The following is a 22,359-nucleotide window of genomic DNA, read 5'->3' as shown; positions in this document are numbered from 1 at the left end:
CAACTGTATTATCCTCAACTTTTTACCTAAAAGCTCTGATAGAGGCTGGGAAGAAACTCAATTTAAGGAGAAAATGAAGTAAATCTTCCCACAATAAAACGCATAGTACCAAGGTTTTGAACTGCACCCCAAAAGTTAGACAGAAAAAATCTAACTTTTGGGGTGCGGTTCAGATGAACTCCTGATAATATGCGTTTTATTCTTTATAATTTAGCTATTTCAAAATTACAAGTTCTCCATTCTTAATTTCCCAAACTTGGTCAAACTTACTTAATAATTCGTTTTGGCGATGTAAAGTAACAATGACGGCACTTGGTAGTTCCAGAACTCTTTCCAATTCCATTTTAAACTGATTAGTATCCAAGGCAGAGAAAGGTTCGTCTAGGATAAGCAATGGATTTTTACGATTTTTCTCACGATTTAAATACATTCGTTGTTGCTGACCACCTGACAGGGTTTGTGGTGGAATTTTTTCAAAATCTTCTTCTCTGAATTTTTCATTGAAACTATTGAATAGCGTTACATTATTTTCATAACTCGAAATAAATGTATGTTCTTGTTGCAGAATCATACCGAATCTTCCCCAAAGATGATCCAAAACAAGCCCATCTAGCACAATTTGTCCTTCAAAATCTTCATCTGTTCCATTTAAAATGTTGAGAAGACTACTTTTTCCAGACCCATTCTTACCAATAAGCGCAATTTTATCCCCTTTTTGAATCGTAGCGGAAGTAATTATCAATTTTGATTCTCCCAGTTGTTTGGAAATGTTTTTCAAAGTAATCGTATCAAAAGAATGTTGAGGTGCTTGAACTGAAACGGGTCTCCCAACAATGTTTTGAAAACTCTTGATTACAGGCTTTACGGACTCTAACATTTGTAAATCATAAAGGATTTCCTGTATTGGTTCAGAAAAAGCATTAATATATCCGAAACTCGCCACCACCTCAGGAATACCGAGTTGCTGGTGAGATAGAGAGTAGGCTAAATAAATAAACAGAACAAGACTAATGAATTCAAAAGAAACACCTGTCAATAAGATGCCTGTAATTTTTGTCAAACCATACTTAAAATACTTATCCTGCAAATTCTTTAGAGAACTCTTTTGTTGATTCAAAAAATGCGACATAGTTAGTTTATTTACCAAATGATGTCCCATGAGCAAATCCTCCAAAGTTCGATAGTAATCTCCTTGTTTTTTCAAGTAAACCTGTCTACGATTAGCGGTCAACTTCCCAACGATTTTAGGAATTTGAATACTAATTCCAGTAGAAAAGATTAAAATCAGTGATACAATAGGATTAATTGTTCTGCTAATAATGAAAGCGTAAATGATGATACGTAAAATTTGTTTGATAAAACTCATCAATGGAGGAAGGTAATCCTTTTCCAACGAATCTAGGTCATTAGATTGATAGGAAATATACTCTGCTACTGTTTTCTGCTTGAAATCGTAGTGACTGAGTCCCAGAAGTGAACGAAACCACTCATTTTTCAAAGTAGTCGAAAAGATAATCCCCTGCTTCCAATCAAGTATCATTTGGATATAGTTACAACTCAAATAACCTGCCACTGACATAGAGTAACCATATAGAGCTACTTGATAATCCCCTTTGATTAATGCCTGCGTGAAATACGGTAACAAAGCTGTGCAGATATTCGATACTACACCAAAAAGAAAATTAAAAAAGAGATACCATCTAATAGTTTTAAGATATGGTAGCATATACGATACTCCTTGCTAATGCGTTTTTTTTTACATATCGCAGAACAATCTCTACTATTCCTTATTTCAGATAGTGCGATACTCGGACATTGAGTGCAATAATTGTAAATCACACAAGTACTGCAGTTTTTACTATCATTCAAAATATAATTTGCTATTTTGTAAAATATAGGTCTATCCCATGTTTCTTTGATAGATGTAAAATGAATATTTCCAATACTTCTATTGAAAGTAAGCTTTTTCAGTTTTTCTAACGATTTAGGCTATTTCGTGACACACCCACAATCCGTGAAAATTCTGGTTATATCAGATTATGTGATTTTCGTAAGAATTTTATATTGTCTCCAATCATGGCAGTCTCCTTTTACTTGATAAAACTATTACAACATTTAGAAATTAAAAACTGGTTCAAAATCAATAGAATGTGTGTATTCGATACATTCAATAATTCTTTGGAAACAGTTCTACACCAGTTACACAAATCTATATACACCTATCTCATTCAAAATAAAAAGAAAGCTGCAGTTCTTTTAATCCAGTATCAACGATTCATTCTGAAATCGAATAGGAGACATTCCCCAAGTCTACAATTCACTTCATCTCAAATTAATTTTTGTAATTCACCCTTAGTTTATAGATTTTATACTCAACAAAAGTATAAAGCATACAAAACTTCACTTTGAACCAGTATTTATACTATATTCCGTATTAAAAATTCTATTATTGGTTTTGTAAAAAACAGTCTTCAAATATCCTGAAATATAGCAAAAAGAGATTGGGTAAAAACTCATTGTCTCTTCTCACTCAAGGACTAAGTTCACTTGAGCAAACTGAATCCGCACTATCGTTCCTTTTCCAACCTCAGACTCGATGCGAATCTGGTGACCCAGTTCTTCAGAAATTTTCTTAGATAGATAGAGGCCAAGTCCAGATGACTGCTGAGTTAGGCGGCCATTATATCCTGAAAAGCCACGTTCAAAGACTCGGAGGACGTCACTGTTTTTTATCCCGATTCCTGTATCCTTGATACAAAGCTCTTGCCCGTCCATATAAATCTCCAGGCCACCTTCCTTAGTGTACTTGAGACTGTTTGAGATAATTTGTTCAATAACCACTAGCAACCACTTTTTATCCGTCACGATTTCTTTATCAAGGTCATGTAGATTGACATTTAAGCCTTTTTGAATAAAGAAAAGAGCGTATTTACGAATTATTTCCTTGACCAAGTCCTCAATTTGCACCTGCTTTAAGACCAAATCATCATGGAAACTTTCTAAACGCAGGTACTGTAAAACTAGATTGGTATAGGAGTCGATTTTGAAAATTTCCTGTTCCAGTTGCTGCTTTAGTTGGCGATCAGCTACTTCTGCAACTAAGAGTTGACTAGCTGCAATGGGGGTCTTAATCTGATGGACCCACAAGGTATAGTAATCCAGCAAATCCGTCAGTTTTCTTTCTGAATCTGACTTCTGCTGATAAAGTGCCATCTCACGCGCTTCTAATTTCTCAGCCAAGGCTATTTCCAAGGGAGATTGGGCTTCCCTCTCTCCATAGAGAAGTTCCTGACGATAGACCTGCATTTCCACCAATATGTCCCAAGTGAAAAATAAGATGGTTACAAAGCAACATAGCAGGAAAAAGTAGAGAAAGTAAATTCCCAAACTGGCAAATAAAAACTGAAAGAGCAAGACCAGAAATGCCAAAGAAAGCAGATAGATGAAAAGACGACTACGGGAGCGCAGATAGGCTAGAAAAAATGGTTTCCAATCAAGCATGCTTTAATCCGTACCCTATCCCTTTCTTGGTCTCGATAAATCCTACCAAACCCTGCTCTTCCAATTTTTTACGCAAGCGAGCCACATTAACTGAGAGGGTATTGTCATCAATGAAAAAGTCACTGTTCCAAAGTTCCCGCATCAGGTCGTCACGCGCTACGATATTTCCTGCGTGTTCAAATAAAACGCGTAAAATCTGGAATTCATTCTTGGTCAAATTCAAGACTTGCCCTTGATAATGTAAATCCATGGATTTGGTATTGAGGATAACACCAGCATATTCTAGTAAACTCTCGTCACGCCCAAACTCATAGGAACGGCGCAATAAACCCTGAACCTTGGCTAAAAGAACCTGCTGGTCAAACGGCTTGGTCACAAAGTCATCCGCCCCCATATTGATTGCCATGACGATGTCCATAGCCTGATCCCTCGAAGAGAGAAACATGATAGGTACCTGGGAAATCTTGCGAATCTCCTGACACCAGTGATAGCCATTAAACAAGGGCAGGCCAATATCCATGAGGACTAGATGAGGCTCCGACTGGACAAAAAGGCTCAAAACTTCCATAAAGTCTTCTACCAAGACAACTTCAAATCCCCATTCAGAGAGCATTTTCCCGACTTGTTGACGAATGACCAAATCATCTTCCACTAGTAAAATCTTGTGCATGCGCTCCTCCTTTTCTATTATTATAACAGATTTTTCCATGCTAGAAAATCTGAAACTGAATTTGAAATAGCTTGTTTTCAGCCAACAGAGTGAGGCAACCCTACTAGCTAATTTGAGGGAAATTTGATAAGATAAATAAAAAGAAAGGAGCTCTTATGGCCAATATTTTTGACTATCTGAAAGATGTCGCACACGATTCCTTTTACGACTTACCTTTGAATGAGTTAGACGTTCTAGCCTTAACAGAAGCTACCTACCTCACCTTTGATAATCTGGTCTCCACAGCTCCTCAGCGACTTTTAGACCTGACACCTCAGGTTCCAAGGGAGCCTAACATGTTGACCAGTAAAAATCGCCTCCAGTTATTGGATGAATTAGCTCGACACAAACGCTTCAAAAATTGCAAACTCTCCCATTTTATCAACGACATCGACCCTGAACTGCAAAAGCAATTTGCGGCTATGACCTACCGCCTCACTCTCGATACCTATCTGATTGTCTTTCGTGGGACTGATGACAGTATCATTGGCTGGAAGGAAGATTTCCACCTGACCTATATGAAGGAAATTCCTGCTCAAAAGCACGCCCTTCGCTATTTAAAGAACTTTTTTGCCCACCATCCTAAGCAAAAGGTCATTCTGGCTGGGCATTCCAAGGGAGGAAATCTAGCCATCTATGCGGCTAGTCAAATTGAGCAAAGCTTGCAAAATCAAATTACAGCAGTTTATACCTTTGATGCGCCTGGTCTCCACAAAGAATTGACACAAACCGAGGGCTATCAAAGGATAATGGATAGAACCAAGGTCTTCATCCCACAAGGTTCCATTATCGGTATGATGCTGGAAATCCCTAACCACCAAATCATCGTGCACAGTACTGCCTTAGGTGGTATCGCCCAGCACGATACCTTTAGTTGGCAGATTGAGGACAAGCACTTCGTCCAACTGGATGATACCAACAGTGATAGCCGACAAGTCGACACAACCTTCAAGGAGTGGGTGGCCACAGTTCCTGATGAGGAACTCCAGCTCTACTTCGACCTCTTCTTTGGCACCATTCTTGATTCTGGTATTACTTCTATCAATGACTTGGCTTCCTTCAAGGCTATCGAACACATCCATCATCTCTTCGTCCAAGCGCAATTCCTCACTCCAGAAGAAAGAGAAATCTTGGGACGCCTTACCCAGTTATTGATTGATACCCGTTACCAAACCTGGAAGAATAGATAAAGAAAAAGCTTATGATAATATTCTTAATCATAAGCTTTTTTCTGTTTTGAAAGTTGTTAATGAATAGAAAAAAGTCTTGCTTTTTTTAACTTCTCATACTTTCTTCTGCATCAGCCACGACTTGCTCTAAACTGGTCTGACCAAGTTCAACCTCCATAGCCAGCTGGATTCTCTCCAATTTTTGATCCAAAACATCATGAATATGAGCTCCAACTGGGCAATTTGGATTGGGATTGTCATGAAAACTAAAGAGTTGACCTGTCTTACCAAGACACTCAACTGCCTGATAAACATCTAAGAGACTAATGTCCTTAAGGTCCTTGACAATCTCTGTTCCCCCTGTTCCACGCGCTACTGAAATCAGCTCTGCTTTCTTCAACTGGGACAAGGTTTTTCTGATAATGACAGGATTGACCCCGACACTAGCAGCTAAAAAATCACTGGTCACCTTGCTTTCCTTCCCCTTGAGGGCAATGATTATCAGCATATGAGTCGCAATGGTAAATCTACTTGGAATTTGCATCCTTTTCTCCTTTTACGAGGCTACCCTACCTCTACTCTTCTTTTTCTTTTATTATACCCTATTTAGTTGTAATGTCAATCATTACCACCTTTTAACCAGGCATCTAACTCCCTATCATAGCCCTCTTTCTGGGCCAATTCTCTCAGAAATTCTTGATTGTGGGTATGGTGAATACCATTAACCAGACTTTCATAGTAAACCTCAAAATAGGGAAGTTTCAGGTCTTTAGCCAACTGCAATTCAGCTGCCACATCGTAGTCTACCCGTCGGAAGTCCATGTCTACCAAGCCCTTGTTATCAAACTCCAAAATCATATACTGAGCTCGCAAGTCCTTCCGCAACTGGGCATCTAGAAAGAATGGTTGCCCAATCGAACCCGGATTGACAATCAATTGCCCACCAGTCCCGTAACGAAGCAACTGCTGGTGAATATGACCATAAACAGCAATATCACAAGGCGGATTGGTCACCAAGCGGTCAAAATCCTCTTGTGCTCCCGTATGAATCAACTCTCGACCCCAGTTCTTATCAGGCAGATGATGGCTAATTCCCACCGTCAAATCCCCAAACTGACGATGGAGCTGGAGAGGTTGATTGTGGAGTGTTTCAATTTCTTCTAGGGAAATTTCCTCTAAAACATACTGGCACTGGCGCAAGAGATAGCGTTGACTAGGACGAGTCTTATCCAATTCCTTGCGGACACCATGCCACAGACTGTCTTCCCAGTTTCCCAAAACTCTAGCTGTAATCGGTAGTTCATTCAACAAGTCCAAAATCCTTCTACGACCAGTTCCCGGCATAAGAATATCTCCCAAAAGCCAGTATTCATCCACTCCTAGCTGCCGAGTATCTGCCAAAACAGCTTCCAAGGCTGTAGTATTTCCGTGAATATCAGAAAGAAGAGCAATTTTCGTCATATCCATCTCCTCGTTTTTTCTCTTGCAATAAGTATAACATAAAAAGTCACAGCTAGAGAAATCTAGCTTTTTTTGATATACTAGATAAAGAGATTAGACAAGGGGAAATCAATGACTCCAAATAAAGAAGATTATCTAAAATGTATATATGAAATCGGCACAGACCTGCATAAAATCACCAACAAGGAAATTGCGGCTCGCATGCAAGTTTCTCCACCTGCCGTAACAGAAATGATCAAACGGATGAAAAGTGAGAACCTCATCCTGAAAGACAAAGAACGTGGCTATCAATTAACCGAAATTGGACTCCAGTTGGTCTCTGAACTCTATCGCAAACACCGCTTGATTGAGGTCTTCCTAGTCCATCATTTAGACTATACGAGTGACCAGATTCACGAGGAAGCTGAGGTTTTGGAGCATACAGTGTCTGATTTATTTGTAGAGAGACTAGATAAATTGCTAGGCTTCCCCAAAACCTGCCCACATGGAGGGACCATCCCAGCCAAGGGAAAACTCTTGGTTGAAATCAATAACCTGCCACTAGCAGATATTAAAGAAAGTGGTAACTACCGTCTGACCCGAGTTCATGATAGCTTTGACATTCTCAATTATCTAGACAAACATGAACTTGCGATAGGCGACCAACTGCAAGTCAAACAATACGATGGTTTTAGTAATACATTTACCATCATGAGTAAAGATAAAGACCTCCAAGTTAGTATGGAGATCGCCAAACAACTTTATGTAGAAAAAATAAGCTAAGAAATTACCCCTAAAAGAACTCTCTTTTAGGGGGTTTTTATCATTTTACTTGTAACTCCCATTCTTTTGGAGTAGAATGAAGCTAGATAAAAGAGGGAGGTCATCTTATGAAAAAACTCTTTAGAATCCATTATACAGCAATTGCAGTCATCGATTTGCTACTACTTGCATTTTTTAGTACTAGACCCGAGACAGCTTTCGACTGGCTCTTGCTCTCTGGTTTTATTTTCCTCCTTACTCAGGTACTCCTGCTATTTCGCTTGGTTGTCCGACTCAAACATCAATTCGCTGAGATTTATCCTCAAATCAATAAAATGATTCGCTTCTACTATTTAGGGGTGCTCATCAGCGACTTTCTATTATTTGTCCTCTTAGCCTTCACTAGTTCTCAGCGTTTTTTCTCTCTTATGCCAATCATCACTGCTTGTCATTATACTTTATATTATATGACGACTGACTACCTAAGAGAAAACTATCCAGACTTTTACGACAAACACATCTCTTTATGGGAGTGTCTCTAAGGAAAAGGAGGTTTTAGCATGAAAAAAATCATCTACATCAAAACCATTGAGCTCCTTGTCATTGATGGAATCATGATTGGATTTTTGGAATTTAAAGAAGGGCTTACTTGGGATTGGATTTTAATTTATAGCGGTTGGCTCATTTTCTTTCATCCTGTGCTATTGACCTATCTGTCTAACCAACTTTGTGACCACTTTAGCCAACTCTATTCCCAGATTAGACCGATATTCTGGCGTTTTGCCTTACAAATTCTCCTATGGAATAGCCTGATCATTCTCTCCTTGATATGTTTGAGTGGTATGCCACTTCTCCTTCAGGGAACTCTCCTCATCCTAGGACACCTTATCCCTTCCTATCGCACTTGCCAAAGCCTGAAACAAGACTTCCCAAAAGCCTATCAAGAACCGATTTCTTTTTGGAGTATTTTATGATAGATAAGAAAAACCAAGCCGGCTGGGCTTGGTCTTTCTTATCTATTTTTAGTATCAAGGATAATGGTGACTGGTCCGTCATTGACCAGCTCAACCTGCATATCCGCTCCAAAAATGCCTGTCTGAACGGGCACTTCTTGTGCTAATTTTTGATTGAAAGCATCATAGAAGTCTGATGCCATATCTGGTTTGGCTGCCCCTGTAAAGGCTGGACGATTGCCTTTCTTGGTATCCGCAAAGAGGGTAAACTGAGAAATAGAGAGGATTTCTCCTTCAATATCTTTGACAGACAGGTTCATCTTGCCTTCTGCGTCTGAAAAAATCCGCATATTGACAAGCTTTCTCACAGCATAGTCCAAATCTTCCTCTTGGTCCTCTGGCCCAACACCAACCAGCAATAAGAGCCCCTGATTTATTTTTCCATGAACCTGACCTTCGATACTCACTTGGGCTTTTGTAACCCGTTGGATAATGATTTTCATAATAGCCTTTCTAGTAAAGAGCTAGGACAATTAACCGTTGGTCCGTTTGACCGAATAGACCTCTGGCACACTCTTAATCTTGTCCACAACCGTGGTTAGCGTCGAGAGATTGGCAATACCAAAGGACACATGGATATTGGCAAATTTCATATCCTTGGTTGGCTGAGCGTTGACTGTTGAGATATTCTTGGTTGTATTTGAGAGGACTTGCAGCACATCGTTTAAGAGACCTGTACGGTTGAGACCATAAATATCGATATGGGCCATATACTCCTTATTTGAGTTTGCATACTGGTCTTCCCATTCTACATCTAGAAGACGTTGCTCATAGTTTTCTTGGGCACGCAGGTTCATACAGTCCACACGGTGAATAGCCACACCACGACCCTTAGTGATATAGCCGACAATAGCGTCACCAGGAACTGGATTACAACACTTGGCAATCCGCACTAGGAGGCCTGAGGCACCTTCAATGACCACACCACCCTCATGCTTGACCTTGAGGGTTTCTTTGTTTTCAACCTTGACTTCGCCACCTTTTACAAGTTCTTCTGCCTCCGCCTTGGCCTTGGCACGTTCTTCCTCACGGCGTTCCTTTTCAGTCAGACGGTTAAAGACGGTAATAGCACCGATTTCGCCAAAACCAATGGCCGCAAAGAGGGATTCTTCTGTCTTGTAGCTGGTCTTTTGCAGAACTTGGTCCATATGACGCTTGTCCATGAATTTATTGGCCACATAGCCGTTTTCTTGGAACTGGGCCATCAGCATTTCACGACCCTTGTTGACAGACAATTCCTTATCTTGGTTTTTAAAGAACTGGCGAATCTTATTACGTGCCTTGCTGGTTTTGACCATATTGAGCCAATCACGGCTAGGTCCAAAGGAGTTGGGGTTGGTGACAATTTCAACCTGATCCCCTGTCTTGAGCTTGGTTGTCAATGGAACCATACGGCCATTGACCTTGGCACCAGTTGCTTTTTCACCAACCTTGGTATGGATTTCATAGGCAAAGTCAATCGGTCCTGAATCTTTTGGAAGAGAGCGGACAGCTCCATCCGGAGTAAAGACGTAAATCTCCTCAGCCAGGTAATTTTCTTTAACAGAATCCACAAATTCCTTAGCATCATCTGCCTGGTCTTGGAGCTCCATCATCTCCTTAATCCAGTTCATTCCAATAGCAGATTCCTTGCTGTTAACCTGACCTTTGATACCTTTTTTATAGGCCCAGTGAGCCGCAACCCCGTACTCAGCTACCTCGTGCATTTCCTTAGTTCGAATCTGGAACTCAATCGGTCCTTTTGGTCCATAAACTGTTGTATGGATAGACTGATACCCATTGGCCTTACGGTTAGCGATATAGTCCTTAAAACGACCTGGCATAGGTTTCCAAAGTTCATGAACATAACCAAGCATAGCATAAACATCACTCTGGGTATCCAAAATACAACGAATGGCAATCAAGTCATAAATTTCCTCAAAACGCTTCTTTTTATCCTGCATTTTACGGAAAATCGAGTAGATATGCTTGGGACGACCATAAATCTTCCCTTTCAAGTGACGATCCGTCGTATAGTCTTCTAATTTTGTAACTACCTCATCCACCAAGGCCTCACGCTCTCTGCGCTTTTCCTTCATCATATGGGTAATCTTGTAAAACTCCGTTGGGTTGAGATAACGGAAAGATAAATCTTCTAATTCCCATTTAACACTAGAAATCCCCAAACGATGAGCTAGTGGAGCATAGATTTCCATAGTTTCTTTGGAAATGCGCTCCTGCTTATCTTTTCGAAGATGTTTGAGAGTCCGCATATTGTGGAGGCGGTCAGATAGCTTAACCAAGATAACACGGATATCTTCTGACATGGCCATGAGCATCTTGCGATGGTTTTCAGCCAATTGCTCTTCAAGAGACTTGTATTCAACCTTACCTAGTTTCGTCACTCCATCAACGATAACACGAACATCATGACCAAATACACGCTCAAGGTCATCTAATGAAGCATCCGTATCTTCAACAACATCATGCAAGAAACCACAAGCAACCGTAACAGCATCTAGCTTAAGTTTGGCCAAGATTCCAGCTACTTGGATAGGATGAATAATATAGGGTTCTCCAGATTTCCGATACTGGCCACTGTGACATTCAACAGCATAGACCAAGGCCTTATGAACAAAAGCTACATCTTCTTCTGATAAATATTTTTGTGTTAAAGCGACGACTTCATCGCCTCTCAAATTTTCTTCTTTTGGCATGTGTATTCTCCAATTCTTCCTACCATTTTATCACTTTTTTACTAATAAGAAAACTAGAACATCCTATTCCCATGCATACTGAAACAGTAAAACACACTGTCAGAAACACTGACAGTGTGTTGAAATATTTAATCCTAGTAAACTGTTCTTTCAGTTTCTACATCGAAGAAGTGTGCTTTGTTCAAGTCAAATCCAAGTTCAACTGTTGCACCTGTTTGCAAGTAGTCACGAGCATCAACTTTAGCAACAAATTCGTCTTTCCCAACTTGGCAGTATAGGTGAGATTCTGAACCAAGCAATTCTGATACAGAGATAGTAGCTTTTACTACTGAATCTGGGAATGTTTCAAGGAATGCTTCTTCTGCATTCACATCCTCTGGACGGATACCAAAGATCAATTCTTTGCCTTCATATCCTTTTTCACGAAGAACTTTCAAAGCTCCTTCTGGAACTTTCAAGCGGAAACCATCTGAAACAATTTCGCTACCAACCAATTTCACATTGATGAAGTTCATTGCTGGACTTCCTATGAATCCTGCAACGAATTTGTTCACTGGGTTTTTGTAAACTTCTTGAGGAGAACCAATTTGTTCTACACGTCCGATAGTACCTGTGCCAGCAGGGTTCTTAGTTGCTGACATGATAACGATACGGTCTGCAAGTGTCATCGCTTCTGTTTGGTCGTGAGTTACGTAGATAGTTGTAGCCCCGATACGACGGTGAATTTTAGCGATTTCAGCACGCATTGATACACGAAGTTTAGCATCCAAGTTTGACAAAGGTTCGTCCATCAAGAATACTTTTGCATCACGGACAATCGCACGACCCATGGCAACACGTTGACGTTGACCACCTGAAAGGTCAGCAGGCTTACGTTCCAAGAATTCTTTCAATCCAAGGATTTCAGCTGCTTCTTGCACACGTTTGTCGATGTCTTCTTTGCTGTATTTACGCAATTTCAAACCGAAAGCCATGTTGTCATAAACAGTCATGTGTGGATAAAGAGCGTAGTTTTGGAATACCATGGCGATATCACGGTCTTTTGGAGCTACGTCGTTGACAACCACGCCATCAATAGATGCAGTACCTTCTGTGATGTCTTCAAGACCTGCAATCATACGAAGAGTAGTTGATTTACCACATCCTGAAGGACCTACGAAAACGATAAATTCTTTGTCTTTAATGTCCAAGTTGAAGTCTTCAACTGAGTAGTGTTCGCTGTTTGGATATTTTTTGTAAATATTTTTAAGATTTAATTCTACCATGAGGTGAACTCCTTTTGTATTTTGATAGTTTCATTATAAATGAAAACGCTTAACTTTTCTATGGCAAGATGACCAAAAAAACAAAAAAGTTCTGTGCAACTTGCACAAAACTTTAGAGAATATCTGGTAAAATCAATTGATAACACAGAGTCAGGTCGGTCAATTCCTTCAACTGAAGCCCAGTCAATTCTTCCCATTTATCAATCTTGTATTGGAGAGAATTGCGGTGTAGATAGAGTTGCTGGGCTGTTTTTGTTAGGACAGCACTATTTTCCCAAAGAGAGAGAATGATTTCCTGAATCTGGTCTTGATCCAAGATCATCTGGTGCAAGCATTCCTTGATTGCTCTCAGGTTCACAAGTCTTTCTCCCATACTCCAAAGATAGAGTTGTGAAAAAGTGTGAACACCTTGGTGACCCTGACGCCACCAAGTCTTAAACAAATCCCGCTCTGCTTTGATCAAGTCTGATAGGGCTTGATGCCCCGTCTGAGACCAAACCTGACCTAACATAATAGATAGACGCAGTCCAAAGTCATACTCAACTGCTTCAATCGTATCACTTAAAATAGCTCGTACAGAGGTGTATTTATCTTGTTGAAGCACGAAAACATAATCCTGAGCTCCAACCTGAAGCACCGTCTGACAATTCGGAAAAAGAGTCCGCATCATATCTAGCCAAGAAGCTAGATTTTCCTGCTGAAAATAGGACAGATGACAATAAACCAACTGAATCTTTTTAAAAGCTTGCGGTGCCTGTCCCTTGCCCTCAATCAAATAGGAATACCAAGGATTGAGCGAACTAGCTTGCTCCTGCTGGGTCAAAAGGGCAACCAACTGCTTTTCACGCTCGCTGAGCCCAGCTTTCTCCAGCAAAATCCACTGCTGAGAAACTAAAGGGAGAGTGAGATAGCCTTCTTTCTCTACTGGTTGATCTAAAATCTGAGCCTCAGGAAACCAGTCTTGTAGTTCTTTTGCAATCATGCCCTAACCCTCCACTTTTTGGATGCACCATGAAATCAAGCTCTCAAGACGTTCCAGATTTTCAGTCATATGGAGATAGCCTATCACGGCTTCAAAACCTGTGGACATACGGTAAGTCACTACATCAGTATTTTTAGCCTTAGTGTGACTATTGGTATTACGACCACGTTTATAGATTTCTTCCTCTTTTTCCGTAAGGACTTGCTCTTCCAACATGAGGGCAATCAGGCGAGCTTGTGCCTTGGCTGACACATACTTGGTCGCTTCTTGATGAAGTTTATTGGGTTTGGTCATACCTTTGAGGATGAGGTGACGGCGAATATACATGGAATATACCGCATCCCCTTCAAAAGCTAGAGCAATCCCGTTAATGAGATTGACATCAATCACGAGTCCACCTCACTCCATCCTTGGTGTCAAGGAGCTTAATTCCTTGAGCAGCCAATTGGTCACGGATCTGGTCTGCTGTCGCAAAGTCACGATTGGCACGCGCTTCTTGGCGTTTTTGGATTAAGGCTTCAATCTCAGCGTCCAAAACTTCCTCAACAAAGACAATTCCAAAGACTTCCAACATATCTGCAAGAGCTTGCTTAACACTTGTATCATAGTTGCCTGAGTTGATCCATTTGGCCATTTCAAAGACTACTGTGATTCCGTTGGCAGCGTTGAAATCTTCGTCCATAGCCGCTACAAACTTATCTTTAAAGATTTGTAACTCTTGGGCGTCCACATTTCCTGTAAATGGTTGCTCATAAGTGTTCTTTAGATACTTGAGATTAGTCTCCGCATCCCGCACTGCCTTTTCCGTAAAGTTGATAGGTTTGCGATAGTGTTGTGTTGCAAAGAAGAAACGAAGCACTTGCCCATCAAGAGTTTTGAGGGCATCATGAACAGTGATAAAGTTCCCCAAGGACTTGGACATCTTGACATTATCGATATTGACAAAGCCATTGTGCATCCAGTAGTTGGCAAAAATCTTGCCTGTTTTAGCTTCAGACTGGGCAATCTCGTTGGTATGGTGAGGAAACTCAAGATCGGCTCCACCACCATGAATATCAATGGTATCGCCCAAAATCTCTGTCGACATGACCGAACACTCGATATGCCAGCCTGGACGACCAGAACCCCAAGGACTATCCCAAGAAATCTCTCCTGGTTTGGCAGATTTCCATAGGGCAAAGTCCACAGGATTTTCCTTGCGAGCCGTTTCTTCATCAGTACGACCTGAAGCACCTAGCTCCAAATCTTCCAAGGTTTTATTGGCTAACTTGGCATAGTTATGGGATTTTTCCACACGGAAATAGACATCCCCTTGACTCTCGTAGGCAAAGCCTTTTTCAATCAAGTCTTCCACAAAGCGGATGATATCAGCCATAAACTCCACCACACGAGGATGGCGGGTCGCAGGTTTGACACCCAAGGCCGTCACATCCTCACGAAAGGCAGCGATGTACTTGTCCGCAACCTCCTGAGGCGTGATACCTTCTTCCTTGGCACGGTTGATAATCTTATCATCCACATCTGTAAAATTGGAAATATAGGCAACCTCATAACCACGATACTCAAAATAGCGACGAATGGTATCAAAAGCCACCGTCGAACGGGCATTCCCCACGTGGATATAGTTATACACTGTTGGCCCACAAACATACATCTTAACCTTGCCGTCCTCTATTGGGACAAATTCTCGCAAATCACGAGACATGGTGTCGTAAATTTTAATCATAATCAAATTAGTCAGGAAAACTAAAATCCAAGAACAATTAGTTTCATCACTAAGAGTTCAATTGAATTTCAGTCCGAGTATCTCTACACTTCGGAATCCCTTGCTCCTTTCTAAAAAGTAAAAGAAGAATCAAATAAATGCAAGAAAAGGGCTGACAGTCGCCCTTTTGCTTTACGACCTACTCAGTCGAATATCGTCTTTTAAAAAATGTTAATAGATAAAAGAATCATCATAAATTAGAGCCCCGACGATCTGTGACTGGCTTCTTTAGCCTGCTCGAGTTTATTAACGTAGTACTCTCGTTTTTCTTCGACTTCGTGAATAACAGGCTCATCCTTCTTACCATGAAGGCGGACAATCTTGGCTGGAATACCGACAACCGTCACATCACTAGGTACGTCTGCCACAACGACTGCTGCTGCACCAACCTTGGCATTTTCACCGATTTCCACTGGACCGATAACTTGGGCATGAGCGGATATCAGAGCTCCCTTTCGTACAGTCGGATGGCGTTTGCCAACATCCTTACCAGTCCCACCAAGAGTCACCCCGTGATAAAGGAGAACACCTTTTTCAACAATCGCTGTCTCCCCAATCACCAGACCAGAGCCGTGGTCGATGAAAACACCTGAATCAATCTGAGCTCCTGGATGAATCTCAATCTGAGTCCAAAAGCGCCAAAACTGACTGTGCATACGAGCCAGGAGTTTGAAGCCGTGCTTCCAGAGAAAATGTGAGAGACGGTGGGCCGCCAAGGCCTTGACACCTGGATAAGTCAGCAAAACCTCCAAAGTGGTGCGGGCCGCTGGATCATTTTCTTTTACGATATCAATGGTTTCGCGCCACCATCCCATACATTTCTCCTTTTCTTATTCTGAATCTTTTGGTGTTTCTGTAAATTCTTTCTTAGGTTTGTGGTCCTTGTGATGACGTGGTCGGTGAGGACGTTCTGATTTTTCACCTTTTTCATCACGTTCAGGTTTTGGAGGACGAGGAAGAAGGGCTTTCATAGAAGCATCCACACGTCCTTTTTCATCAATCTTGATAACCTTAACATCAACTTCATCCCCGATTGCTACCAAGTCTTCGACATTATTGGTACGCGTCCATGCCATCTCAGAGATATGAACAAGGGCATCTGTCTTATCAAAGAGGTTAACAAAGGCACCAAATTTCTCGATACGAACGACTTTAGCACGATAAACTTCGTCCACCTTAGCTTCACGAACCAAACCAGCAATGATTTCTTTGGCACGGTTGATAGCATCTTGGTCGCTAGAGTAGATAGACACATTTCCTTCTTCGTCAATATCAATCTTAACGCCTGTTTCAGCGATAATCTTGTCGATGGTTTCTCCACCCTTACCGATAACAATCTTAATCTTGTCCACATCAATCTTGATGGTATCGATTTTCGGAGCAGTTGGAGCCAATTCTGGACGAACTTCTGGAATGGTTGCTTCAATCACATCAAGGATTTCAAAACGCGCTTTCTTGGCTTGAGCAAGAGCTTCTGTCAAGATTTCTGCAGTAATCCCTTGGATCTTGATATCCATTTGTAGGGCTGTAATCCCGTCACGAGTACCTGCAACCTTAAAGTCCATGTCACCAAAGTGGTCTTCCAAACCTTGAATATCTGTCAAGACTGTGTAGTTATTCCCATCTGAGATAAGTCCCATAGCAATACCAGCTACTGGCGCCTTGATTGGCACACCACCAGCCATAAGGGCAAGAGTTCCCGCACAGATAGAAGCCTGAGATGAAGAACCGTTTGATTCCAAAACTTCTGCTACCAAACGGATAGCATATGGGAATTCCTCCAAACTTGGCAAGACTTGAGCCAGGGCACGCTCACCGAGAGCACCGTGACCAATCTCACGACGACCTGGCGCACCGTAACGACCAGTTTCCCCTACAGAGTATTGAGGGAAGTTATAGTGATGCATAAAGCGTTTCTTGTACTCTGGATCCAAACCATCGATGATTTGAGTTTCCCCCATCGGAGCCAAGGTCAAGACTGAAAGAGCCTGAGTTTGTCCACGAGTGAAGAGACCAGAGCCGTGCACACGAGGAAGGAAGTCAACAACCGCATCCAAAGGACGGATTTCATCGACCTTACGACCGTCAGGACGCACCTTGTCTTCTGTAATCAAGCGGCGCACTTCAGCGTGTTCCATTTGTTCCAAGATTTCAGCCACATCACGCATGATGCGGTCAAATTCTTCATGATCTGCATATTTTTCTTCGTAAACAGCAGTTACTTGATCCTTAACTGCTTGTGTTGCAGCTTCACGTGCCAATTTTTCTTCTACTTGAACTGCCTTTTGAAGGTCGCTGTTGTAGGCTGCGATGATTTCAGCTTGCAATTCAGCGTCCACATGAAGCAATTCTACTTCTGCTTTTTCCTTACCAACTGCTGCAACGATTTCTTCTTGGAAGGCAATCAATTCTTTGACAGCTTCGTGCCCTTTAAGAAGGGCTTCCAACATGATTTCTTCTGACAATTCTTTGGCACCAGATTCTACCATGTTGATGGCGTGCTTGGTACCTGCTACTGTCAATTCAAGGAGAGATTGCTCTGCTTGTTCTTGACTTGGATTGATGATGATTTGACCATCTACATAGCCCACTTGCACCCCAGCGATTGGTCCGTCGAATGGAATATCCGAGATAGAAAGTGCCACGGATGAACCAAACATAGCTGCCATCGGTGCAGAAGCATTTTCATCATAAGAAAGCACAGTGTTAATCACTTGTACTTCATTACGGAAACCTTCCGCAAACATAGGACGAATTGGACGGTCAATCAAACGCGCTGTCAAAGTCGCATCCGTTGAAGGACGTCCTTCACGTTTCATAAAACCACCAGGAAACTTCCCAGCTGCATACATTTTTTCTTCGTAGTTGACTTGGAGTGGGAAGAAATCCCCAGTTGCCATTTTCTTAGACATAACGGCAGCAGTCAATACAGTTGACTCACCGTAACGCACGACAACAGAGCCATTGGCTTGCTTAGCAACCTGACCAGTCTCTACAATTAACTCACGACCCGCAAAAGTCGTTTGAAACACTTGTTTTGTCATTTTAATCCCCTTTGGATTGATAATATTATACGTCTTGCCTACAAAAATCAAGATACTAAGCCGTTAAGCAACTCAAAGGAAAATAGGAAATCGGACGATGGAGCGACTGCTCCTAGGCAGATTTATCTTTTTCCACAGAGTTGTAGGCGAGTTCAGTTACACAAGATACTAAGGACGTGAAGAATCCCGTATGAAAATAGGAGATTGACGCAGTGTGCGATGCACACTAGGAAATCTATCTTTTTCACTAGGGATTTAGCCCGTGTTCAACTATTAGATACTTTGAAAAGTTTAAAAATATTATTCTTTAGTATTTTTCCTTTTTATAGCAGATTTGAATAGTTAAAAATCTGTTTATACCCTCATCTTTGTATCAAGTACGTACAGAGTCTATTTTATCATATTTTTCTTAAAAAGTGCGGTCTTTACCATTAAAAAGGAACCATTCCCCTCACTTGAGAAGAATGGTTTGCTTTTTATTATCCTAAAGACTGATGATTAAACAAGGCATGGGTTGCTTGGTGGATATATTTTGCTGTTTCAGCATTGTTCATAGTGTAGAGATGCACACCTGCAACATCCTGAGTTACCAAGTCCACGATTTGGTCCACTGCATAGGCAAGTCCTGCTGCTCTGAGCGACTCAGGGTCATGCTCATACTTGTCTAAGATGGCTTTAAATTTGCGTGGAAGATGGATATTCTCACAAGTTTTCAAGAGGCGGAGAGCCTGATTTCGGTTCAGAATTGGCATAATCCCTGCATGAATAGGAACATCAATCCCAGCCAAGATGCACTTGTCTTGGAAATCGTAGAAGCGCTCATTGTCAAAGAAAAGCTGAGTTACAAGGCTCGAACAACCTGCATCCACTTTCTTCTTAAGATTTTGAATATCTGAAATCTGATTTGGTGAATCTGGATGGCCTTCTGGATAACAAGCACCAACAATATCAAAGTGAGGGGCTTGTTCCTTGATGAACTCAATCAAGTCAGTTGCGTAGCGGAAATCCTTTTGTGGTTCCACATCTGGAATAATATCCCCACGAAGAGCCAAGATTTTCTGCACCCCAACCTTGTCCAAGTCTGCAATAGTTTCAGCAACCTTGTTCTTAGTCAAATAGATGGCTGGCAAGTGAGCAATGGTCGGAATCGCCAAATCATTTTGGATAAAGTCAGCCAAACGAACCGTCGTTTCCTTGATATTAAATTTATTATTGCTGGCAGTCACACTGATAAAGTGGGGAGCCAACTCCTGCATATCTTGAAGAGCAGAAATAATTTTATCATTACCCACGGCTGGGTTTGGAGGGAACACTTCAAATGAGAGTGACGGTGTTTGGCGTGACATAGTCCTTATCCTTTTCTAGTTGATTTTTTTCGTTAGCTGAATTCCTAGAATCCAAGTGAAACAGGCAGATTGACCAAACAGCGCTTCTTGAGAAATCCTTATCTTACAATTTCTCACGCGCAGCTTTAGCTGCTTCAACAAGGCGGATCAAGCTTTCTTTTGTTTCTGGAATACCACGTGTTTTCAAACCACAGTCAGGGTTGATCCAAACTTTCTTGCTTGGCACTTTAGCAAGGATGGCTTCGATTGTATTGTCGATTTCGCCTTCATTTGGCACACGAGGAGAGTGGATATCGTAAACCCCAGGTCCCACTTCTGTTTGGAAGTTTTTCGCTTTGAGTTCGTCCAAGATTTCAAGGTTTGAACGGCTAGCTTCAAAGGAAATAACGTCTGCATCCATGTTATCGATAGCTGGGATGATATCTGTAAATTCTGAGTAACACATGTGAGTGTGGATTTGTGTGTCTGATGCTACTGTTGAGTGTACCAAGCGGAAGGCAGGAATAGCCCAGTCAAGGTAGTCTTCGTACCAGTCGCTACGACGGAGTGGCAATTTTTCACGAAGAGCAGCCTCGTCGATTTGGATGATTTTCACACCAGCAGCTTCAAGGTCAAGCACTTCATCCTTGATAGCAAGGGCGATTTGAAGAGTTGAATCCTTGATAGAGATGTCTTCACGTGGGAATGACCAGTTGAGGATGGTAACAGGCCCAGTCAACATACCTTTAACAGGTTTGTTTGTACGACTTTGTGCATAGCTAGACCATTTAACAGTGATAGGGTTGAGACGAGTGACATCACCCCAGATGATTGGCGGTTTCACCCCACGCATACCGTATGATTGTACCCAACCATTTTTAGAGAAGAGGTAACCTGACAAGTTTTGACCGAAGTACTCAACCATGTCATTACGCTCAAATTCACCGTGAACAAGGACATCAAAGTCGATGTCTTCTTGCCATTTGATCCATTCATCGATCGTTTCAGCAAGGAAAGCGTCGTACTCTTCTTGAGACAATTCACCTTTACGGTAAGCCAAACGCTTCGCACGAACTTCTTTTGTTTGAGGGAATGAACCGATAGTTGTTGTTGGAAGAGCTGGAAGTTTGAAAGCTTCTTCTTGGATAGCTTCACGTTCTGCAAAGGCTGGCAGACGAGTGTAGTCTGCGTCTGTCAAACCAGCGATACGCGCACGAAGTTCAGCATTAACACCAACACGCTCAGTCGCAAAGAGTTCTTTGTTGGCTGCAAGTGCTTCTTCACCTTGACCATTGCGGATAGCATCCAAATCACGAATCTCATCTAATTTTTCAACTGCAAAGGCAAAGTGGTTCAAGATAGCTGGTTCAAATTCTTCATTAGCTGTTGTAAATGGCACATGAAGAAGTGAGCATGAGCTTGTCAAGACAATGTTTTCAGCTGGAATTTGCTCAAGAACAGCCAAGCTCTTTTCGTAGTTGTTGCGCCAGATGTTTTTACCATTGACAATACCTGCATAAAGAGTCTTATCAGCTGGGAAACCACCTTTAACCAATTCAAGAGTTTTCTTACCTTCAACGAAGTCAAGACCGATAGCATCTACTGGCAAGTTTACAAGGTCAGCGTAAACGTCACGAACATCTCCGAAGTAAGTTTGAAGCAAGACTTCAAGACCTTTTTTGTCAGCCAAGAGTTTGTTGTAGAGATTCAAGAAGAGAGCTTTTTCTTCAGCTGTCAAATCTTTTACAAGAGCAGCTTCATCTAATTGGATGCGAGTCGCACCAAGTTCTGCCAATTTAGCAAAAACTTCTTGGTAAGTAGCCACTAAGCTATCTACGAAGTCTTCTGCTTTCACACCTTCTTCAAAATCTGACAATTGAAGGAAAGTGAATGGACCTACAAGAACTGGGCGAGTGTTCAATCCAAGTTCTTTTGCTTCTTGGAACTCATCGAAGATTTTGTGACCAGCCAATTTTACTTGAGTTTCTTTTTCAAACTTAGGAACGATGTAGTGGTAGTTAGTGTTGAACCATTTCTTCATTGGAAGGGCGCGAACGTCTCCTTTTTCTCCTTGGTAACCACGTCCCAAAGCGAAGTAGCGCTCAAGATCAGACAAGTCCAAGTTTTGAACGGAAGCAGGTACCACGTTGAAAAGGAAAGCTGCATCTAGGAAGTTGTCATAGTGAGAAAAGTCATTTGATGGAATTTCAGTAATGCCTTTTTCTTTAACGATGTTCCAGTGTTTAGCACGCAAGTCTTTTGCGGCAGCCAAGAGTTCTTCTTCTGAGATTTCTTTTCTAAAGTATTTTTCAGTTGTAAATTTTAATTCGCGGAATTCGCCCAAACGAGGGAAACCGATGATTGTAGTTGACATGATGTGTCCTCCAAAATTTGTTGTTGAAACTATCTTAACAGAAAAGAAATCATCTGTATAATTGTAAAAAATTAGGCTTTGATATAGTTTGAAACTATATCTCTATTTTAAACAAAAGAAAAAGACCTGAGACAAATGCCTCAAATCCTTTGTGTAGCTTGTTTTTTAACTATATTTCAGTTAGACGGTTTAAACGCCTTATTAGTAATTCTTATAAGCGACTATGACTTGTTATTAGAAAAGACTATAATACTCTTCGAAAATCAAATTCAAACCGCGTCAACGTCGCCTTGCCGTACTCAAGTACAGCCTGC

Annotated in this window: 19 protein-coding genes; 4 read left to right on the top strand and 15 right to left on the bottom strand. The window is 41.4% G+C overall.

Features of this window, described 5'->3' with window-relative positions; all coding sequences use genetic code 11:
• Nucleotides 1–214 precede the first annotated feature (214 nt).
• The 3 genes from QZ114_RS07280 to QZ114_RS07270 all read right to left on the bottom strand — a co-directional run bounded on the left by QZ114_RS07280 (nucleotide 215) and on the right by QZ114_RS07270 (nucleotide 4,171).
• The gene (locus QZ114_RS07280) at nucleotides 215–1,726 is read right to left on the bottom strand and encodes an ABC transporter ATP-binding protein (protein WP_295501567.1); all 1,512 of its coding nucleotides are present in this window, start codon (nucleotides 1,724–1,726) and stop codon (nucleotides 215–217) included.
• An 800-nt stretch (nucleotides 1,727–2,526) separates the two neighbouring features.
• The gene (locus tag QZ114_RS07275) at nucleotides 2,527–3,501 is read right to left on the bottom strand and encodes a sensor histidine kinase (protein ID WP_295501565.1); all 975 of its coding nucleotides are present in this window, start codon (nucleotides 3,499–3,501) and stop codon (nucleotides 2,527–2,529) included.
• Nucleotides 3,494–4,171 (bottom strand): response regulator transcription factor, encoded by a 678-nt coding sequence (locus tag QZ114_RS07270; protein WP_295501562.1) that lies wholly within the window; start codon nucleotides 4,169–4,171, stop codon nucleotides 3,494–3,496. The genes QZ114_RS07275 and QZ114_RS07270 overlap by 8 nt, the downstream gene beginning before the upstream one ends.
• 155 nt (nucleotides 4,172–4,326) lie before the next feature.
• On the opposite strand from QZ114_RS07270, the gene QZ114_RS07265 reads away from it, so the two are divergent.
• Nucleotides 4,327–5,400, top strand: a complete 1,074-nt coding sequence (locus tag QZ114_RS07265) for a DUF2974 domain-containing protein (protein ID WP_295501559.1) — start codon at nucleotides 4,327–4,329, stop codon at nucleotides 5,398–5,400.
• A gap of 85 nt (nucleotides 5,401–5,485) precedes the next feature.
• Here QZ114_RS07265 and QZ114_RS07260 read toward each other — a convergent pair whose 3' ends face one another.
• Both QZ114_RS07260 and QZ114_RS07255 read right to left on the bottom strand, forming a co-directional pair.
• Nucleotides 5,486–5,923, bottom strand: coding sequence for an Rrf2 family transcriptional regulator (locus QZ114_RS07260; protein ID WP_295501557.1), 438 nt, complete (start codon nucleotides 5,921–5,923; stop codon nucleotides 5,486–5,488).
• A gap of 74 nt (nucleotides 5,924–5,997) precedes the next feature.
• Complete coding sequence (locus tag QZ114_RS07255) at nucleotides 5,998–6,840, bottom strand: metallophosphoesterase (RefSeq protein WP_295501554.1); 843 nt, start codon at nucleotides 6,838–6,840, stop codon at nucleotides 5,998–6,000.
• Nucleotides 6,841–6,951: 111 nt separating this feature from the next.
• Between QZ114_RS07255 and QZ114_RS07250 the strand changes: the two genes are divergently transcribed.
• The 3 genes from QZ114_RS07250 (at nucleotide 6,952) to QZ114_RS07240 (ending at nucleotide 8,555) form a co-directional block, all read left to right on the top strand.
• Entirely contained in the window at nucleotides 6,952–7,602 is a 651-nt protein-coding gene (locus QZ114_RS07250; RefSeq protein ID WP_295501551.1) for a metal-dependent transcriptional regulator, read from the top strand.
• A 107-nt stretch (nucleotides 7,603–7,709) separates the two neighbouring features.
• Complete coding sequence (locus QZ114_RS07245; protein WP_295501548.1) at nucleotides 7,710–8,123, top strand: hypothetical protein; 414 nt, start codon at nucleotides 7,710–7,712, stop codon at nucleotides 8,121–8,123.
• 18 nt (nucleotides 8,124–8,141) lie between these two features.
• Complete coding sequence (locus QZ114_RS07240) at nucleotides 8,142–8,555, top strand: hypothetical protein (protein ID WP_295501545.1); 414 nt, start codon at nucleotides 8,142–8,144, stop codon at nucleotides 8,553–8,555.
• 38 nt (nucleotides 8,556–8,593) lie between these two features.
• Here the strand turns inward: QZ114_RS07240 and dtd are convergent, their stop codons facing one another.
• The 10 genes from dtd to metE form a co-directional block, all read right to left on the bottom strand.
• Complete coding sequence (gene dtd / locus QZ114_RS07235; protein ID WP_261076834.1) at nucleotides 8,594–9,037, bottom strand: D-aminoacyl-tRNA deacylase; 444 nt, start codon at nucleotides 9,035–9,037, stop codon at nucleotides 8,594–8,596.
• Nucleotides 9,038–9,067: 30 nt separating this feature from the next.
• A complete protein-coding gene (locus QZ114_RS07230; protein ID WP_295501539.1) occupies nucleotides 9,068–11,290 on the bottom strand; it encodes a bifunctional (p)ppGpp synthetase/guanosine-3',5'-bis(diphosphate) 3'-pyrophosphohydrolase in 2,223 nt (740 codons plus the stop codon).
• 134 nt (nucleotides 11,291–11,424) lie between these two features.
• Nucleotides 11,425–12,555, bottom strand: coding sequence for an ABC transporter ATP-binding protein (gene ugpC / locus QZ114_RS07225; RefSeq protein ID WP_295501536.1), 1,131 nt, complete (start codon nucleotides 12,553–12,555; stop codon nucleotides 11,425–11,427).
• Nucleotides 12,556–12,667: 112 nt separating this feature from the next.
• Nucleotides 12,668–13,537, bottom strand: a complete 870-nt coding sequence (locus QZ114_RS07220; protein WP_295501534.1) for a PucR family transcriptional regulator — start codon at nucleotides 13,535–13,537, stop codon at nucleotides 12,668–12,670.
• A gap of 3 nt (nucleotides 13,538–13,540) precedes the next feature.
• The gene (locus QZ114_RS07215; RefSeq protein ID WP_295501530.1) at nucleotides 13,541–13,927 is read right to left on the bottom strand and encodes a Mini-ribonuclease 3; all 387 of its coding nucleotides are present in this window, start codon (nucleotides 13,925–13,927) and stop codon (nucleotides 13,541–13,543) included.
• Entirely contained in the window at nucleotides 13,920–15,263 is a 1,344-nt protein-coding gene (cysS, locus tag QZ114_RS07210) for a cysteine--tRNA ligase (protein ID WP_295501526.1), read from the bottom strand. Before cysS ends, QZ114_RS07215 begins: the two co-directional genes overlap by 8 nt.
• Before the next feature lie 236 nt (nucleotides 15,264–15,499).
• Nucleotides 15,500–16,117: a serine O-acetyltransferase gene (cysE, locus tag QZ114_RS07205; RefSeq protein WP_000539976.1), complete on the bottom strand. Its 618-nt coding sequence runs from the start codon at nucleotides 16,115–16,117 to the stop codon at nucleotides 15,500–15,502.
• Between the two features lie 15 nt (nucleotides 16,118–16,132).
• Nucleotides 16,133–18,346 (bottom strand): polyribonucleotide nucleotidyltransferase, encoded by a 2,214-nt coding sequence (gene pnp, locus QZ114_RS07200; protein WP_295501521.1) that lies wholly within the window; start codon nucleotides 18,344–18,346, stop codon nucleotides 16,133–16,135.
• Nucleotides 18,347–18,825: 479 nt separating this feature from the next.
• Complete coding sequence (gene metF / locus QZ114_RS07195) at nucleotides 18,826–19,692, bottom strand: methylenetetrahydrofolate reductase [NAD(P)H] (RefSeq protein ID WP_070481880.1); 867 nt, start codon at nucleotides 19,690–19,692, stop codon at nucleotides 18,826–18,828.
• 103 nt (nucleotides 19,693–19,795) lie between these two features.
• A complete protein-coding gene (metE, locus tag QZ114_RS07190) occupies nucleotides 19,796–22,045 on the bottom strand; it encodes a 5-methyltetrahydropteroyltriglutamate--homocysteine S-methyltransferase (RefSeq protein WP_295501516.1) in 2,250 nt (749 codons plus the stop codon).
• Between the last annotated feature and the right edge of the window lie 314 nt (nucleotides 22,046–22,359).

The organism is uncultured Streptococcus sp. (assembly GCF_901875575.1).
Classification (GTDB): Bacteria; Bacillota; Bacilli; order Lactobacillales; family Streptococcaceae; genus Streptococcus.
Note: the sequence above shows the minus strand (reverse complement) of the source record. Positions and strands in the feature narration are given on the sequence as shown.

Excerpts from the sequence above, each read along its gene's own strand:
- QZ114_RS07280 (WP_295501567.1), bottom strand. The coding sequence starts at position 1,726 with ATGCTACCATATCTTAAAACTATTAGATGGTATCTCTTTTTTAATTTT.
- QZ114_RS07275 (WP_295501565.1), bottom strand. The coding sequence starts at position 3,501 with ATGCTTGATTGGAAACCATTTTTTCTAGCCTATCTGCGCTCCCGTAGT.
- QZ114_RS07270 (WP_295501562.1), bottom strand. The coding sequence starts at position 4,171 with ATGCACAAGATTTTACTAGTGGAAGATGATTTGGTCATTCGTCAACAA.
- QZ114_RS07265 (WP_295501559.1), top strand. The coding sequence starts at position 4,327 with ATGGCCAATATTTTTGACTATCTGAAAGATGTCGCACACGATTCCTTT.
- QZ114_RS07260 (WP_295501557.1), bottom strand. The coding sequence starts at position 5,923 with ATGCAAATTCCAAGTAGATTTACCATTGCGACTCATATGCTGATAATC.
- QZ114_RS07255 (WP_295501554.1), bottom strand. The coding sequence starts at position 6,840 with ATGACGAAAATTGCTCTTCTTTCTGATATTCACGGAAATACTACAGCC.
- QZ114_RS07250 (WP_295501551.1), top strand. The coding sequence starts at position 6,952 with ATGACTCCAAATAAAGAAGATTATCTAAAATGTATATATGAAATCGGC.
- QZ114_RS07245 (WP_295501548.1), top strand. The coding sequence starts at position 7,710 with ATGAAAAAACTCTTTAGAATCCATTATACAGCAATTGCAGTCATCGAT.
- QZ114_RS07240 (WP_295501545.1), top strand. The coding sequence starts at position 8,142 with ATGAAAAAAATCATCTACATCAAAACCATTGAGCTCCTTGTCATTGAT.
- dtd (WP_261076834.1), bottom strand. The coding sequence starts at position 9,037 with ATGAAAATCATTATCCAACGGGTTACAAAAGCCCAAGTGAGTATCGAA.
- QZ114_RS07230 (WP_295501539.1), bottom strand. The coding sequence starts at position 11,290 with ATGCCAAAAGAAGAAAATTTGAGAGGCGATGAAGTCGTCGCTTTAACA.
- ugpC (WP_295501536.1), bottom strand. The coding sequence starts at position 12,555 with ATGGTAGAATTAAATCTTAAAAATATTTACAAAAAATATCCAAACAGC.
- QZ114_RS07220 (WP_295501534.1), bottom strand. The coding sequence starts at position 13,537 with ATGATTGCAAAAGAACTACAAGACTGGTTTCCTGAGGCTCAGATTTTA.
- cysS (WP_295501526.1), bottom strand. The coding sequence starts at position 15,263 with ATGATTAAAATTTACGACACCATGTCTCGTGATTTGCGAGAATTTGTC.
- cysE (WP_000539976.1), bottom strand. The coding sequence starts at position 16,117 with ATGGGATGGTGGCGCGAAACCATTGATATCGTAAAAGAAAATGATCCA.
- pnp (WP_295501521.1), bottom strand. The coding sequence starts at position 18,346 with ATGACAAAACAAGTGTTTCAAACGACTTTTGCGGGTCGTGAGTTAATT.
- metF (WP_070481880.1), bottom strand. The coding sequence starts at position 19,692 with ATGTCACGCCAAACACCGTCACTCTCATTTGAAGTGTTCCCTCCAAAC.
- metE (WP_295501516.1), bottom strand. The coding sequence starts at position 22,045 with ATGTCAACTACAATCATCGGTTTCCCTCGTTTGGGCGAATTCCGCGAA.